We start from the raw sequence: 16,091 nt of genomic DNA on the forward strand, positions 1-16,091 counted from the left end.
TCTGGCATCGCAACTACTCCGCCGCCGGGTGCACGATGTTCTTCGGCGCCGGCGCCGCATTCGCGGCCTCGTGATGGCCGTCCGTCTCGGCATCCTCGCTGTGCACGATCAGCCGCTTGCCGAAGCGCCAGATCAGCGCGCCGAGATCGTCCATCACCATGAACATCGCGGGCACGAACACCAGCGACAGGATGGTCGAGAAGATCAGGCCGCCGATCACCGCGAGTGCCATCGGCGAGCGGAACTCGCCGCCGGCGCCGACCGCGAGCGCGCTCGGCATCATGCCGGCGGCCATCGCGATCGTGGTCATCACGATCGGACGGGCGCGCTTCATGCCGGCGTCGATCATCGCCTCATCGCGCGGCTTGCCGCCGTTGATCGCCTCGATCGCGAACTCCACCAGCATGATGGCGTTCTTGGTGACGATGCCCATCAGCATCAGGATGCCGATCCAGACCGGCGTCGTCAGCTGCTTGCCGGTGACGAGCAGGGCCGCGATCGCGCCGCCGATCGACAGCGGCAGCGAGAACAGGATGGTGATCGGTTGCAGGAAAGTGCCGAACAGCAGCACCAGCACTGCATAGACCATCATCAGGCCGGCCGTGATCGCGGTGGCAAAGCCGTCGGATAACTCGTTGAGGCTTTCGGCATCGCCGGACGGTGAGACCTTCACGCCCTTCGGCAGGCTCTTCATCACCGGCAGTTCGTAGATCTTCTTGGTGGCATCGCCGAGTGCTGCGGAGCCGACGAGGTCGGCGGCCACGGTGGCCTGCCGCTCACGATCGTAGCGGTTGATGCTGGTCGGGCCCTGGTCGAGCTTGACGTCGGCGATGACCGAGAGCGGCACGCCGCCCTTCTCGCCGTGCTCGCCGAGCGGCACGCGCAACTGCTCCAGCGTCTTGAGATTGCCGCGCGCGGCGTCCTCGAGCTGGACGCGGATCGGCACCAGGCGGTCGCCGACGTCGAACTTGGCGAGCGCGGGGCCGACGTCGCCGATGGTGGCCACGCGGATGGTCTGCGACAGGCTTTCGGTCGAGACGCCGAGGCGCGCGGCAAGGTCCGCACGCGGCTCGATGCGGAGCTCAGGGCGCTCCAGCGCGGTTTCCGAGATCACGTTGGAGATGGTCGGAATCCGCTTCATCTGCGTCGCAAGCTCGCTGGCGACGTTGTTGACGATGTTGGCGTCGACGCCGGTCACCACCAGCGAGATCGCGCGCAGGCCATTCTCGTCCAGGAACCAGAAGCGGATATCGGGAACGTTCTCCAACTCCTGGCTGATCGAGAATTCGAGCTCGCGCTGGGTGATGTCGCGGTCGCTCTTGGGCGTGTAGTTGATGATCAGGGCGGCGCGCCGGACTTCCTGGGTCCCGGGCGGAACGCGGCCGCCGTCGACGAAGATGCTCTTCACCTCGGGTCGCTTGCGCAGGCGCGCGACGATGTCCTCGGTGACCTTTTCGGTGTAGGCGAGCTGGGTGCCTGGCGGCAGCTCGAGGGCAAGCAGCGAGCGCGCGCTGTCCTGCGCCGGCAGGAAGCCCTGCGGCAGCAGCGTGATGCTCCAGATCGAGGCGGCGAAGATGCCGAAGCCGATCAGCACGGTGATGAAATAGTGCTTCACCGACCACGACACGATGCTGTGGTAGGTCCGCAGGATGCGGCCGGGCGGCGGCTCCTCGTGTGCGTGATGCTTGAGGAAGTAGGCTGCCAGCATCGGCGTCACGAAGCGTGCCGCGAGCAGCGAGAAGAACACCTGCACCGAGACGGTGATGCCGAACTGCTTGAAGAACTGTCCCGCGATGCCCGACATGAAGCTCGCGGGCGCGAAGATCGCGATGATGGTGAGCGAAATCGCGATCACGGCGAGGCCGATCTCGTCGGCGGCTTCCAGCGCGGCGCGGTAGGGCGATTTGCCCATGTTCATATGCCGCACGATGTTCTCGATCTCGACGATGGCGTCGTCGACCAGGATACCTGTCGACAGCGTGATGGCGAGGAAGCTGACGAGGTTCAGCGAGAAGCCGAGGATGTCCATCGCCCAGAACGCCGGGAAGATCGACAGCGGCAGCGAGATCGCGGCAATGATGGTCGCGCGCAAATCGCGCAGAAACAACAGCACGATGACAACCGCGAGGATGGCGCCTTCGAACAGGGTCGAGATCGCCGCCTCGTAGTTGCCCTTGGTGTATTCGACCGAGGTGTCGATCAGCTTGAGATCGACGTCGGGATAGGCGGCCTTGAGCGCGTCGATGCGCTTCTGCACGGCGGCGGCGACCACCACGTCGCTGGCGCCCTTGGAGCGCTTGATGCCCAGCGCGACCACCGGCTCGCCGTTGAAGCGGGCGAAGGTGCGGCGGTCGGCGATGGTGTCGGTGACGGTGCCGAGATCGTCGAGACGGACCTCGCCGCCGCCGAACAGCGGGATCATGGTGCCGGCGAGATCGCTCAGCGTCTTGGCGCCGGCCAGCGTGCGGATCGCCTGGTCGTTCTTGCCGATCTCGGCGCGGCCGCCGGCGACGTCGACATTGGTGCCGCGCAGGCTCTGGCTGACATTGACGGCGGTGAGCCCCATGGCCTGGAGACGGTCGGGATCGAGTGAAACCAGGATCTCGCGCTCGACACCGCCGATGCGCTCGACCTGGGCGACGCCGCGCACGCCTTGCAGCGCGCGCTTGACCACGTCGTCGACGAAATAAGAGAGCTGCTCGGGCGTCTTGCCGGGTGCGATCGCGGCATAGGTGACGATCGGCAGGCCGATCACGTCGACGCGCTGGATCAGCGGCTCGGTGACGTTCTGGGGCAGGTTCGACCGCACACGCGTCACCGCGTCCTTGACGTCGTTGAGCGCGCGGTCGGTGTTGGTCTCCAGTGCGAACTGGATCGTGGTCACCGACAGGCCGTCGGTGATCGACGAGGTGATGTGCCGCACGCCCTCGACGCCGGAGACGGCGTCTTCAACCGTCTTGGTGACCTGGGATTCGAGCTCGGCGGGCGCCGCGCCGAACTGCGAGACCGCGACCGAGATCACGGGAATGTCGGCCGAAGGCAACCGCGTCACCGCGAGCTTGGTGAAGGAGACCCAGCCGAGAATCAGGAGGATGATCGAAAACACCACCGACGGCAGCGGATTGCGGATCGACCATGCCGAGATATTGAGAGCCATCAGCGTACCCGCGTGCGATCGAGTTCATCGGCGAACATGGTCTTGATCTGGTCGCCGTCATGCAGCGAAGAGCCGGCGTCGGCCACGACGATCTCGCCGACCTCGAGACCTTCCAGGATTTCCGTCGCGGTGTCGGACGTCAGCCCGACCCGCACCTTGCGCGTCTCGACGATGTTGCCTTTGACGACCTGCACGGTGAGATGGTCGATCGCGGTCTTGGGAACCGCGACGCCGCAGCTTCGCTTGGCATCGATGGAGGCGCGGGCGAATACGCCGACCTTCAGCGAGGGATTGTTGGTGACGCTGATGCGGACGCGGCCGAGCTGGGTGGCGCGGTCGATCTCGGGCGCAACCAGGCGGACCCGGCCGATCAGGTCGGGCGCGTCGTCGCGGCTGATGCGCACCGTCGCGCCGGGGCTGAGCTTGGGCATGTGCACGGCCGGGACCTGCGCATCCAGCTCGATCTCGTTGTTGACTGCGATGCGGAACATCGGGCCGGCCTGCGGGGAAGCGGGCGCGCCGACGATGGTGCGGACCTCGGTGACGAGGCCCGGCGCGGGCGCCTTGAGCGAGATCGGGCCTTGCGGACCGGGCCGCTGCGGCTGACCCGGAATCTGCGGCGGCGGGGTCAGGCGCGCCAGCTCCTGGTTTTCGGTGACCATGGTGCCTTCGGTGACGAAGACGTCGGTGACCCTGGAGCCTTCCTGGTCGGCGACGACGACGGCCTCGCGGCGCGGCACGAAGAAGCCGGTCACGCGCACGAGGTCGGAGAAGCAGGCATTGGTCGACTTCGTCACGATGACGAGCGCCTCGCCCGGCGTTTCCTTCGCCTCGGGACGATGCCGATGCTCGAACAGATAATAGCCGACGCCGAGTACGACGACGAACAACACGGTTCCGGCGGGTTTGAGATATTCGGAGACGTTCATCGCCGGATTGTCCTGGCCTGGCTCACGGCCATCCGCACGAGGCCTATCAAGAGCGTTTCCCTGAAATAAAGCGGCGCCCCGCAAGGCTGCGGGACGCGCTCCGGAAGCAAGACTTTACACCACATCACGACGGGTCATTGCAAAGGATTGCGTCGCGCTCACTTCGATGCGGTGGTCTTGTTTTCCATATTGACGACCTGCACGCGGCGGTTGACCTCCGCCATCGGCTGGCTCGGATCCTTCAGCTTGCTCTTGCCGTAGCCGACCGTGACGAGGTCGGTCGCGGAGATGCTGTATTTTTCGACCAGATAGCGCTTGATCGAGTCCGCGCGGCGCTCCGAGAGGTCCTGGTTGTAGGCCTCGCTGCCGGCAGCGTCGGTGTGGCCGGCGACCACGAAGGTCGAGCCCTTCAGGTCGGCGCTGGTCAGCGCGCGGCCGAGCGCCTGCACCGAGGGCAGCGACTTGGCGCTGATATTGGCGGAGTTGTAGTCGAACGTGATCTCGAGATCGATGTTCGGCTTGTCCTTGGCGACTGACGCGATTTCCTCGCGCTCGGTCGACGACAGCGAGCGGGTCGAGCGGCCGCGCACGGACTGGATCAGCTTGGTCTCCGCCGCGTTCGGCGCGGGATCTGCCTGCGGAGCGCCAATCGAGAGGCCGCGGGTCAGCGGCTTCTTCGGCGGAGGGGCCAGCGCGCGGACGATCTCGTCTTCGGTGACGTTCTTGCTGTTGCCGTCTTCGCCGGCGACGGCGGGTGCGGCCTGCAGCGACAGCGCGGCGCCGATCGCCATGACCGACAGGATCGCGGTAAGTCCTTTTGCAGCAAATCTCATTGCCAGTCCCTCCTGCGCAGCCGACCTGCGCGGTTCCCAAAATTCCTTGCAATAAGCCCCCGGAAAGGCCGCTTGCGGCATCCGTTCTTTAGTCTTGCTTGGGCCGCCGAGGTTCGAGGCGTGTGCTGCCTCAACTCAAAAAAATACTAGCGTACTCCGTAGCTTGCGAATTCCTGAACGATGTTCGGATCCATCGCCTTGGCATTGGCGATGTCGAGCGCGCCTTCCTGGGCCGAGCCGTTGCGCTGCTTGGCGAGCCCCCGCCCGTAGAGCGAGGAGGTCAGGCGCGGGTTGATCCGCAAGGCCGCGTCGAAATCGGCGATGGCGTTCTTCACCGCGCCCGATTTGAGGTTGACGAGCCCCCGGCTGTCCAGCGCATCGACGAAATTCGGCCGCAGCCGCAGCGCCTCGTTGCAATCCTTCAGAGCGCCCTGGAGGTCGCCGACCACGGTGCGGGTCCAGCAGCGGTTGTTCAGTGCCTCGACGTCCTTCGAGTTGATCCGCAGCGTGTCGTCGAAATCCTTGATGGCGAGGTTGTAGGCACCCTTGCTGGCATAGACCTGGCCGCGCCGGTACAGCGCGTTCACGTCATCAGGATTGGCGGCGATCTTGGCGGTCAGGCCCTTGATGGTGGGATCCTCAGCCAAAGCGGCCGCGCTCGGCCCGCTATCCACGCTCGGGGCGGGGGTTGTCTCGGCCGGCTTCGCCGGTGGTGGCGGCGGGGGTAGGGCGGCCTCGACCTGCGGCTTCGGCGAGGGCGCCGGTGCGGGCGTAGGGGGAGGCGCAGGAGCAGGCGCGGGCGCTGCAACCGTGTCGGCCGGCTTCGGCGGCGGAGGTGGTGAGGGCGGCGCCGGTGGTGCCGGCGGCGGGTTGTTGGCGACGACGGGCGGAGCGGGAGGCGCGGGCGGTGGCGTCGTTGTCGGGCGCGATCCGCCGGCTCCCGGAATGAACGAAAAATCTTCGGCCAGGGAAGAGGATATCCACGGCACCTGCTCGCCGCGCGAGGCGCGGGTGACACCCATCTTGGTGCGGTTCAGCGTCTCCTCCGCCATCAGGTCGGGGACGCGGATCTCCTTGAGCAGTTCCTGCACGAACAGGCTGTGCTCGCCGCCGGCGTCCGACACCACCGAAGCCAGCGCCGCCGAATACATCACCAGCGTGCCGTTCGGCGCGATCACCGGGGTGAGGCCCGCCGAGAAACTGCGGAACCGGCGCTCGAACGGATTGCGCCTGGACGCATCGACCAGCGCGATCTTGACGCCGGCACCGCGGGTGTTGAGCTCGCCGAGCACGGTCTCGAGGCTGAAACCGTCGCGGCGCACGTCGGATTCGGTCCAGATCTGCGCATCGACCGGCAGCATGTAGCTTTGGCGCGCCGACTGGATGCCGAAGCCGCTGAAGAACACCAGCGCCACCGATCCGGGCTTGATCTTGCCATAGAGCTTCTCGAAGGCGCGGCGCATGCCGTCGCCGGTCAGGTTCTCGCCGATCTCCACGGAAAAGCCATCGCGCTTGAGCTCGTCGGCAACGTCGCGCGCGTCGTTGATCGGTTCCTTCAGCGGGGCATCCGCATCCGGATATTTGGCGTTGCCGATGATCAGCGCATAGCGGTCGCCGGCGGCCAGGGACGGCGCAGCCGGGACAAGCGAAATGAGGAGGGACAGAAGAACGAGAAAGCGAATTTTCATAATCAGCGCGGTCCAGCCAAAAAGGCGCCGTTCCCAGCTTGCGCCGCGGCGACCTTAACTTACGCTCCAGGCATTATCAAACCCGGGAAGGGGGGCGTCAACCGCTTGGAGATTCGGGATAATCGCGACGATTGATCGCAACGCATGGGCGCGCCGGGAGGAGAATGAACAGGCTGTCATGATTGCGGCTCGAGCGATCCGGTTCGATCTTTACGGCAGCAAGTTAGGGCAGCCGGGGCGAAGAGAATGTGATTGGTCTCACTTCGCGGACTCACATGGCAGGCTCGCGGTCATCGCAGCCTCCGGCGTTTGACCTTTCTTGCGGACAATGGCTTGGTGCGCCCGATCGTCCCGCAAGATCCAACTCAAGAAAAGCAAGACCATGGGAAACGCCTACGAAATCTACGCGCTGCGCTATGCGACGATGTCGCCGCGCACCCCCAACATGAACTTCCTGGCCCCGGACCCGCATGACAGCGCGGCGCAGGACCTCGACTATTTCGTCTGGCTGATCCGAGGGAAGGGCCGCGACATCCTGGTCGATACCGGCTTCAATGCCGAGGAGGCGAGCGCGCGGGCGCGCAAGCTGACGCTGAATCCGGTCGATGCGCTGGAGCGCTTCGGTGTCGCTGCGTCAGCCATTGCCGACATCATCGTGACGCATCTGCATTACGACCATGCCGGCAATCTCGACCGTTTCTCGAACGCGCGCTTCCATCTTCAGGAGCGCGAGATGGCTTACGCAACCGGCCGCTGCATGTGCAACGGCCTGCTGCGACATCCATTCACGGTCGAGCACGTCACGCAGATGGTGCGCCATGTCTATGGTGAGCGCGTCACGTTTTATTCCGGCGACGGCGAGGTCGCACCCGGCGTCACCGTGCATCGTGTCGGGGGCCATTCGGACGGCTTACAGGTGGTCAAGGTCGAGACCGCGCGCGGGCCGGTGGTGCTCGCGTCCGACGCCGCGCACTACTACGCCAATCTCCAGCGCAGGAGCCCGTTCCCGATCGTCTACAATGTCGGCGACATGGCGGCGGGCTGGGAAACGATCGAGCGTCTCGCCGGGCATCCTGATCGATTCATTCCCGGTCATGATCCGATCGTGACGGAAATCTATCCGCGCGCCAGTGACAAGGTCGATGCCTGGGCGCTGCATCTGCCGCCGACAAGGTCGTTTGCGAAATGACGCGATAGCGTCATTCCCGGTTCGCCGCTATCGCGGCGCCCCGGAATGACGGAAGAAGCTAATACGCCTGCTTGGCGTCGGCCTCTTCGCTGGTCTGGATCAGGTCGAGACTCGCTTCGATCCTGCGGAGCAGCGCCGAGGGCGCCGGTTTGAGTCTCAATCGGCAATTCCGGTCTGACCTTTTCTTCGGACGTGTGCGGTCTGCGAGACGGGCGGCAGATATGGTGTCAACGAGTGTCGGCAGGATCCCCACAAGCGACAATATCGCGGGGAGATTTTCGAGCCGCTAGCTCCGGCGGAGAGAATATCGCCAGGTATCCTCCGTCGCCTGCGAGCTTATATGTGGCGACCTCGCGATAGCCGACGGCACTCAATTCGCAGCGCAAGAGCGCAATTGGCGTGCCATGCTTCGACGTCGGAAGCTCGAGATCGACAATTCCAACCCACGTACCCGGCTTCAAGGCGGGCGCAAGATTGTAGAGGAAGGCATAGGGTTGGGCTATCTCGTGATACATATGCACAAGGATTGCGGCATCCAGTGAGGAAGCGGGCAGACGCGGGTCGTGTGGTTCGCCGAGTGCGAATTGCACGTTCGTCAACTTCAGAAGTTCTGTTCGCCTGGCGAGTTCGATGAGGTAATCCCGCGTGACGTCCTGGGCAATGACAGAGCCGGCGGGTCCGACGAGGTGCGAGAGCCTGACCGTGTGGTAGCCACCGCCGGCTCCAATGTCGCCGACTGTCATGCCTGGTTTCAGTTCGAGAATACGTGCGATTTGACCGGCCTCATTGAGGGCGTCGCGGCGCTCTTCGGCGGAACGGCGTGGGCTGACGATCCGTGCAACAGGACGCTGTGGTGAGGGAAACTCGTTTGCAGCGACTCCGGGGGGAGCCAGATGACCTATGTCAGCGGCGTATGCGCGAGTCGCGGCAAGCGCCGCAAGGAGCATCGCTATATGAGCCAGTGCCGTCACGGGCCTACCAAGTTTCCTCAACCGGACCCCCAAACGCCGACGTCCGCGCCTCCATGAATCCCTAATACGCCTGCTTCGCGTCGGCCTCTTCGCTGGTCTGGATCAGATCGAGGCTCTCCTCGATCTTGCCGAGAAGCGCGGACAGTTGCTTGCGCTCCTGCGCGGAGAGGCAGGCGAGGATCTCGTCTTCCCGCCGCAGCAGCTGCGGGAACAGCTCTTCATAGAGCGCGCGGCCCTTCTTCGTCAGTTGCAGGCGAAATTCGCGCCGGTCGGCTTCGTTCTCGACGCGCTCGATCAATTGCGCATTCAGCAGCGTGGTCACCGCGCGGCTGATGGTGGATTTGTGCGTGCGGGTGCATTGCGAGATGTACTGCGCACTGCAGGCATCGTTGCGGAAGCCGAGCGTGGCGATCACGCGCCAGGCCGGAATGTCGAGGCCGTGACGCTCCTGATATTCGACCGACAGCGCGGCACTGACTTCCGCCGCGAGCCGGTTGAGGCGGAACGGCACGAACTTGAACAGATCGAGGCGCGCCTTCGGTCGCGGTGAAGCCTCGTCGGCTTGCCGCGTCTTCAGCGCGATGTCGCTGGATGTCCTCGCCAAGGAGAGCGCTCCGAATTCCAGTTGACGGCCGGCCGGCTCCGGTCCAAAATAGTTGCACGTGAGACTATCTAGCAGATCAGTCCTCTCCTGACCAGAGCCGAGGTTAGCGCATGGCGCAGGCCAATACGCAAAAGGCCAAAACCCAGTTCGGCTATCGCCGCCACCCCGACCAGGATCGCCCCGGCCCAAATCCGGCCGAGCATCCGGTGGTGGTCGTCGGCGCCGGCCCGGTGGGGCTGTCGCTGGCGATCGATCTCGCCCAGCGCGGCCAGCGCGTCGTCCTTCTGGATGATGCCGACCGCATCGGCGAGGGCTCGCGCGCGATCTGCTTCTCGAAGCGTTCGCTCGAATATTGGGACCGGCTCGGTGTCGCCGACCGCATGGTCGAGAAGGGCGTGGTCTGGAGCGTCGGCCGCATCTTTCATGGCGAGTCCCAGCTCTATCAGTTCAACCTGCTGCCCGAGGACGGTCATAAGCGGCCGGCCTTCATCAACCTCCAGCAATATTACGCCGAGGCCTATCTGGTCGACCGCATCGGCGATCTGCCCGCGATCGACCTGCGCTGGCGCAACAAGGTGACGGCGCTGGAGAGCCGCAACGATTCCGTGGCGCTGACGATTGATACGCCGGAGGGCGCCTATCGCCTGCACGCGCAATATGTCGTCGCCTGCGACGGGGCGCGCTCCTCGTTGCGGCAGATGGTCGGCGCCGAGTTTGCCGGCCAGGTGTTCGAGGATCAGTTCCTGATCGCCGACGTCAAGATGACGGCGGAATTCCCGACCGAGCGCTGGTTCTGGTTCGATCCGCCGTTCCATGCGGGACGCTCGGCGCTGCTGCACCGGCAGCCCGACGATGTCTGGCGCATCGACCTCCAGCTCAATCGCTACGCCGATCCCGTGGTCGAGAAGAAGCCGGAGAACGTGCGGCCGCGGATCGCGCGCATGCTCGGCCACGACAAGTTCGATTTCGAGTGGATCTCGCTCTACAAATTCCAGTGCCGGCGGATGGACCGCTTCATCCACGGCCGCGTGATCTTTGCCGGCGATTCCGCGCATCAGGTCTCGCCGTTCGGCGCACGCGGCGCAAACTCGGGGCTCGAGGACGCCGAGAATCTCTCCTGGAAGCTCGACCGCGTACTCCGTGGCACTTCGCCGGCGAGCCTGCTCGAGAGCTACCATCTCGAACGGAGCTTCGCGGCGGACGAAAACATCCGCGAATCCACCCGCTCGACCGATTTCATGGCGCCGAACTCGCATCAGGAGGCGCGGCTGCGCAAGGCGGTGCTGTCGCTCGCCAAGGAGACCGAGTTCGGCAAGCGTATGGTCAATGGCGGCCGGCTCTCGGTGCCGTGCAGCTATGACTCGCCGCTGTCATCGCCCGACGCAGATGCGTGGCGCGGTGGCCCGTCTCCCGGCTGTTCCATGCTCGACGCCCCCGTTGCCGGCGAGCAGGCCTATCTGACCGATGCGTTCCGCAAAGGTGGAACGGATTTCACCTTGCTGTCGTTCAGGAACGGAGCGGCGATCGATGCGCCGGGAGGCCTGAAGGATATTCGCGTCGGTGGCGAGGGCGGACTTGCCGATCCCCAGGGCCTGGTCGCAAAGCGCTACGACGCCGCGCCGGGCGCAGCCTACCTGCTCAGGCCCGATGGCTATGTCGCGGCGCGCTTCCGCCATCCGACGCGCGAGGCGATTGCGGCGGCGCTGTCGCGCGCCACAGGCGTCAATTGAGGTTTCGCATGCCGCTTTCGACCAGCTCGAACTTCGCACGCCCCGACGACGCCTTCCGCGCCATCGTCGAGGCGCATCGCGGTCTCACCGAGGAGCAGAGCGCCGATTTCGACGCGGCGCTGGTGCTGATCCTCGCCAACCATATCGGCGACATCGACGTGCTGCGCGAGGCGATTCGGCTCGCGAAGCGCCGCATGATCGACGGCCAGCAGCAACAACAGCAACAACAATAACCCAGAACCTGAAGCAAAGACTTAAGGATGACCTGATGGCGAAGAACTTCGCATCCACCGGCGATCTCTCCGAAAAGAAGATCACCTTCTCCGAGATCGGCACCGATCTCTACGCCTTCACCGCCGAGGGCGATCCGAACACCGCAATCATCGTCGGCGATGACGGCTGCCTCGTGTTCGACGCGCAATCGACGCCGGCGATGGCGAACAAGGTGATCGAGCGCGTCAAAGCCGTCACCGACAAGCCGATCAAATATGTCGTGCTGTCGCACTATCACGCCGTGCGCGTGCTTGGCGCCTCCGCCTACAAGGCGCAAGGCATCGTGGCCTCGCAGGAGACCCATCGGCTGATCGCCGAACGCGGCCAGCAGGATTGGGATTCCGAATACGGCCGCTTCCCGCGCCTGTTCCAGGATGCTGCCAGCATTCCCGGCCTGACCTGGCCGACGCTGACCTTCGAAGGCGAGATGTCGATCTATCTAGGCAAGCGCGAGGTGCGGCTGATGCAGCTCGGCGCGGGTCACACCTCGGGCGACATCGTCGCCTGGGTGCCGGATGCCGAGGTGATGTTCTCCGGCGACCTCATCGAATATCACTCGGCCTGCTATTGCGGCGATGCGCATTTGCGCGAATGGCCGCTGACGCTGAACGAGATCCGCAACTTCAATCCCAAGGCGATCGCACCAGGCCGCGGCGATGCGCTGAAGGGCGTTGGCACGGTGCGCGAGGCCATCGCGATGACGCGTGACTTCGTCACCTCGCTTTATGGCGCGGCCGAGATCTCGGTCGCCAAGGGACGTACGCTGAAGGAATCGATGGCGGCGACGCGCGAGGTGATGGACCCGAAGTTTTCCAGCTTCGCCATCTACGAGCACTGCCTGCCGTTCAACGTGTCGCGTGCCTATGACGAGGCGTCGGGGATCGACGATCCCGTGATCTGGACCGACAAGCGCGACCAGGAAATGTGGGCCGCCCTGCAAGGAGGAGGATAGTCATGAACATCAATACCTCGCCTGATCAGATCGTCCGCAGCTCGGCGCAGGTGACGCCGGGCTACATGTCCGGCTTCGGCAACAGTTTTGAGACCGAGGCGCTGCCGGGCGCGCTGCCGATCGGCCGCAACTCGCCGCAGCGCTGCGCCTACGGCCTCTATGCCGAGCAACTGTCGGGCTCGCCCTTCACCGCACCGCGCGGCACCAACGAGCGCTCCTGGCTTTATCGCATCCGTCCCTCGGTGAAGCATTCCGGGCGCTTCGAGAAGGTCGATGCCGGCCTGTGGCGCTCGGCGCCGTGCCATGAACACGACCTGCCGATCGCGCAGCTGCGCTGGGACCCGACGCCGCTGCCGAAGGAGGAGGTGACGTTCCTCCAGGGCGTGCAGACCATGGCCACGGCGGGGGATGTGAACACGCAGGCAGGCATGGCCGCGCATGTCTATCTCATCACCAAGTCGATGGTGGACCAGCACTTCTACAATGCCGACGGCGAACTGCTGTTCGTGCTCCAGCAGGGCAATTTGCGCCTCGCCACCGAGTTCGGCCGCATCGATGCCGAGCCCGGCGAGATCATCGTGATCCCGCGCGGCGTGAAGTTCCGCGTCGAGATTCCGAACGGGCCTGCGCGCGGCTATCTCTGCGAAAACTACGGCGGCGCCTTCACGTTGCCGGAGCGCGGGCCGATCGGCGCCAATTGCCTCGCCAATGCGCGCGACTTCTTGACGCCGGTCGCAAACTACGAGGACAAGGACACGCCGACCGAGCTGTTCGTGAAATGGGGCGGCTCGCTGTTCAAGACGACCCTGCCGCATTCGCCGATCGACGTCGTCGCCTGGCACGGCAATTACGCGCCCTACAAATACGATCTGCGCGCGTTCTCGCCGGTCGGCGCGATCAGCTTCGACCATCCCGATCCGTCGATCTTCACGGTGCTGACCTCGCCGTCCGAGACTGCGGGCACGGCGAATATCGATTTCGTGATCTTCCCCGAGCGCTGGATGGTCGCCGACAACACCTTCCGGCCGCCGTGGTATCACATGAACATCATGAGCGAGTTCATGGGCCTGATCTACGGCGTCTACGATGCCAAGCCGCAAGGCTTCGTGCCCGGCGGCATCTCACTGCACAATTGCATGCTGCCGCACGGCCCCGATCGCGACGCGTTCGAGCACGCCAGCAACGGCGAGCTGAAGCCGGTGAAGCTGACCGGCACCATGGCCTTCATGTTCGAAACCCGCTATCCGCAGCGCGTCACGGAGCATGCCGCGAAGTCCTCGACACTCCAGGATGATTACGCGGATTGCTGGAAGGGCCTGGAGAAACGGTTCGATCCGAACAAGCCGTAATTGTTTCGTCATTCCGGGATGCGCCGAAGGCGCAGGCCCGGAATCCATAACCACGAGCGTGAGTATGGATTCCGGGCTCGCGCTCCGCGCGCCCCGGAATGACGGCGGAGAGAGTTTCAAAAAATCCGGCAGGAAACCAATGCCCCACCCCAACGACCCCAGCCTCCGCTCCTTCATCGAGGTCGATCCCGCCTCCGATTTCCCGATCCAGAACCTGCCCTATGGCGTGTTCTCGACCGCGGCCAATCCGACGCCGCGGGTTGGCGTCGCCATCGGCAATTACGTGCTCGATCTCTGGGAGCTCGAGCAGGATTCGCGACTCGACGTCGGGCTGCTCGGCGTGTTCTCCGGGCCCTCGCTCAATTCCTTCATGGCGCTCGGACCGAAAGTCTGGACCAGGACGCGCGCGCGCATCAGCGAGCTGTTGCGTGCGGATTATCCCGAGCTGCGCGACAACGAGGAGCTGCGGAAGCAGGCGCTGGTGCCGATGCGAGATGCAAGATTGCATCTGCCGTTCGCAGTGTCCGGCTACACCGACTTCTATTCCTCGAAGGAGCACGCCACCAATGTCGGCGTGATGTTCCGCGGCAAGGACAATGCGTTGCAGCCGAACTGGCTGCACATGCCGATCGCCTATAACGGCCGCGCCTCCACCGTCGTGGTCTCCGGCACCAAGGTGAAGCGCCCGCGCGGGCAGCTGAAGCCGCCGAATGTGGACGTGCCGAGCTTCGGTCCGTGCAAGCGGCTCGATTTCGAGCTGGAGATGGGCGTCGTGGTCGGTCAGCCTTCGCCGATGGGCGGCATGCTCACGGAGAGCCAGGCCGAAGAGATGATCTTCGGCTTCGTGCTGCTCAACGACTGGAGCGCGCGCGACATCCAGCAATGGGAGTATGTCCCGCTCGGGCCGTTCCTGGCGAAAGCGTTCGCGACCTCGATCAGTCCGTGGGTGGTGACACGCGAGGCGCTGGAGTCGTTCCGCCTGAACGGGCCGGAGCAGGAGCCCGTGCCGCTGGATTATCTCAAGCAGGCGGGGCCACAGAACTACGATGTCGAGCTCGACGTCTCCTTGCGCGCCGCCGGTGCCAACGCGCCTGCCAGCATCAGCCGCACCAATTTCAAATACATGTACTGGTCCTCGGTGCAGCAGTTGATGCACCACGCCTCCTCCGGCTGCGCCATGAATGTCGGCGATCTCCTCGGCAGCGGCACCATCTCAGGTCCCGAGAAGAGCCAGCGCGGCAGCCTGCTCGAGATCAGCTGGAACGGCACCGAGCCGGCCGAGCTGCCCGGTGGCGCCAAGCGTTCGTTCCTCGAAGACGGCGACAGCCTCGTGATGCGCGGCTGGTGTCAGGGCAACGGCTATCGCGTCGGGTTCGGCGAGGTCGAAGGGACGATTCTGGCGGCGGAGTAATGGCCGCGCGTGCAGTCTCGTAGCGCGCTCCGGTGTCGTAGGGTGGGCAAAGGCGCGAGAGCGCCGTGCCCACCATCTGCTTGTGGTGGGCACGCTTCGCTTTGCCCACCCTACGAGACCTATCGTTTCTCCGGCGGCACGTCGCGTACCCGCGCGCAATGCGCCGCGACATCCTCCACGCTGTACTTCAGATGCACCCGCTTGTCGGACGGCGCCTGCTTGCTCGTGCACACGCCCGGCCGCCATTCCTGCGTCGGCCTGATCGGGCGCGGAGCAAAACCGCCGCCGCAATTCGGGCAGACGTTGGAGAGCTTGGTCTCGACGCAGTCCGCGCAGAACGTGCATTCATAGGAGCAGATCCGCGCGTCCGTTGCATCAGGCGGCAGGTCGCGGTCGCAATATTCGCAGTTCGGTCGAAGCTGGAGGGCCATGGCTAAATCTCCGCAAGCAGGCGATCATCGCAGATCGCGCGCGTAGCGCGAATGCCGTAGTTCCCTCGATTTCAGCCGGGCTTGATCTCCTTCAGCGGCAGCTTTGAGCTTTCCTTGAGACGATCGAGCACGATGGATGAGCGCACATGAGCGACGCTCTGGTGCGGCATCAGCACGTCGTTCACAAGGTTGGAAAGGCCCTTGAGGTCGCGCAGCACCGCCTTGAGCACGTAGTCGGCATCTCCCGTCAAGGAATAGGCCTCCTGGATCTCGTCGATGCGGTTGACCAGGGCACGGAAGCGCTTTGAATTGTCCGGCGAATGGGTCGCGAGCCCCACCTGGATGAAGGCGATCACGCCGAAGCCGAGCGCCTCGCTGGAGAGGTCAGCGTGATAGCCCGCGATCACCTTCTCTTCCTCCAGCCGCATCCGCCGCCTCGAGCATTGCGAGGCCGAGAGGCCCGCGACCTCGGCGAGCTCCTGGTTAGTGAGGCGACCGTCATCCTGGAGCGCGGTCAGGATCTTGAGGTCAAAGGCGTCCACGGAGATCATGCGTCTTTTACCCATTTCGTGCA

General features: G+C 64.7%; 14 protein-coding genes and 1 pseudogene. 6 read left to right on the forward strand and 9 right to left on the reverse strand.

Features of this window, described 5'->3' with window-relative positions:
* Positions 1-13: 13 nt before the first annotated feature.
* The 4 genes from WN72_RS02500 to WN72_RS02515 all read right to left on the reverse strand — a co-directional run bounded on the left by WN72_RS02500 (position 14) and on the right by WN72_RS02515 (position 6,607).
* The gene (locus WN72_RS02500; protein ID WP_092219464.1) at positions 14-3,157 is read right to left on the reverse strand and encodes an efflux RND transporter permease subunit; all 3,144 of its coding nucleotides are present in this window, start codon (positions 3,155-3,157) and stop codon (positions 14-16) included.
* Positions 3,157-4,086: an efflux RND transporter periplasmic adaptor subunit gene (locus WN72_RS02505; RefSeq protein WP_092219462.1), complete on the reverse strand. Its 930-nt coding sequence runs from the start codon at positions 4,084-4,086 to the stop codon at positions 3,157-3,159. The genes WN72_RS02500 and WN72_RS02505 overlap by 1 nt, the downstream gene beginning before the upstream one ends.
* A 158-nt stretch (positions 4,087-4,244) precedes the next feature.
* A complete protein-coding gene (locus tag WN72_RS02510) occupies positions 4,245-4,919 on the reverse strand; it encodes an OmpA family protein (protein ID WP_167381119.1) in 675 nt (224 codons plus the stop codon).
* Between the two features lie 146 nt (positions 4,920-5,065).
* Positions 5,066-6,607: a caspase family protein gene (locus tag WN72_RS02515; protein WP_092219458.1), complete on the reverse strand. Its 1,542-nt coding sequence runs from the start codon at positions 6,605-6,607 to the stop codon at positions 5,066-5,068.
* A 382-nt stretch (positions 6,608-6,989) separates the two neighbouring features.
* On the opposite strand from WN72_RS02515, the gene WN72_RS02520 reads away from it, so the two are divergent.
* Positions 6,990-7,796 carry an N-acyl homoserine lactonase family protein gene (locus tag WN72_RS02520; RefSeq protein WP_027563557.1) on the forward strand — a complete coding sequence of 269 codons (807 nt, stop codon included), beginning with the start codon at positions 6,990-6,992 and terminating at the stop codon, positions 7,794-7,796.
* A 58-nt stretch (positions 7,797-7,854) separates the two neighbouring features.
* Here the strand turns inward: WN72_RS02520 and WN72_RS47565 are convergent.
* The 3 genes and pseudogenes from WN72_RS47565 to WN72_RS02535 all read right to left on the reverse strand — a co-directional run.
* Positions 7,855-7,935, reverse strand: a pseudogene (locus WN72_RS47565) (MarR family winged helix-turn-helix transcriptional regulator); the annotation flags it as partial.
* 88 nt (positions 7,936-8,023) lie between these two features.
* Complete coding sequence (locus WN72_RS02530; protein ID WP_092219501.1) at positions 8,024-8,743, reverse strand: methyltransferase domain-containing protein; 720 nt, start codon at positions 8,741-8,743, stop codon at positions 8,024-8,026.
* 85 nt (positions 8,744-8,828) lie between these two features.
* Complete coding sequence (locus WN72_RS02535; RefSeq protein ID WP_092219454.1) at positions 8,829-9,371, reverse strand: MarR family winged helix-turn-helix transcriptional regulator; 543 nt, start codon at positions 9,369-9,371, stop codon at positions 8,829-8,831.
* 110 nt (positions 9,372-9,481) lie between these two features.
* Between WN72_RS02535 and WN72_RS02540 the strand changes: the two genes are divergently transcribed.
* The 5 genes from WN72_RS02540 to fahA all read left to right on the forward strand — a co-directional run bounded on the left by WN72_RS02540 (position 9,482) and on the right by fahA (position 15,086).
* A complete protein-coding gene (locus WN72_RS02540; RefSeq protein WP_092219452.1) occupies positions 9,482-11,101 on the forward strand; it encodes an FAD-dependent oxidoreductase in 1,620 nt (539 codons plus the stop codon).
* An 8-nt stretch (positions 11,102-11,109) separates the two neighbouring features.
* Entirely contained in the window at positions 11,110-11,334 is a 225-nt protein-coding gene (locus WN72_RS02545; RefSeq protein WP_092219450.1) for a DUF2783 domain-containing protein, read from the forward strand.
* Between the two features lie 35 nt (positions 11,335-11,369).
* Positions 11,370-12,326, forward strand: coding sequence for an MBL fold metallo-hydrolase (locus WN72_RS02550; RefSeq protein WP_092219447.1), 957 nt, complete (start codon positions 11,370-11,372; stop codon positions 12,324-12,326).
* 2 nt (positions 12,327-12,328) lie between these two features.
* On the forward strand, positions 12,329-13,675 hold the full coding sequence (hmgA, locus tag WN72_RS02555) for a homogentisate 1,2-dioxygenase (RefSeq protein ID WP_167381118.1): 1,347 nt from the start codon (positions 12,329-12,331) through the stop codon (positions 13,673-13,675).
* Between the two features lie 139 nt (positions 13,676-13,814).
* Entirely contained in the window at positions 13,815-15,086 is a 1,272-nt protein-coding gene (fahA, locus tag WN72_RS02560; protein WP_092219443.1) for a fumarylacetoacetase, read from the forward strand.
* Between the two features lie 119 nt (positions 15,087-15,205).
* On the opposite strand, the gene WN72_RS02565 is transcribed toward fahA, so the two are convergent.
* Both WN72_RS02565 and WN72_RS02570 read right to left on the reverse strand, forming a co-directional pair.
* Entirely contained in the window at positions 15,206-15,517 is a 312-nt protein-coding gene (locus WN72_RS02565; protein WP_092219441.1) for a DUF1272 domain-containing protein, read from the reverse strand.
* A 71-nt stretch (positions 15,518-15,588) separates the two neighbouring features.
* A complete protein-coding gene (locus tag WN72_RS02570) occupies positions 15,589-16,068 on the reverse strand; it encodes an Lrp/AsnC family transcriptional regulator (RefSeq protein ID WP_167381117.1) in 480 nt (159 codons plus the stop codon).
* Positions 16,069-16,091 lie beyond the last annotated feature (23 nt).

It is taken from the genome of Bradyrhizobium arachidis (assembly GCF_015291705.1).
Taxonomy (GTDB): domain Bacteria; phylum Pseudomonadota; class Alphaproteobacteria; order Rhizobiales; family Xanthobacteraceae; genus Bradyrhizobium; species Bradyrhizobium arachidis.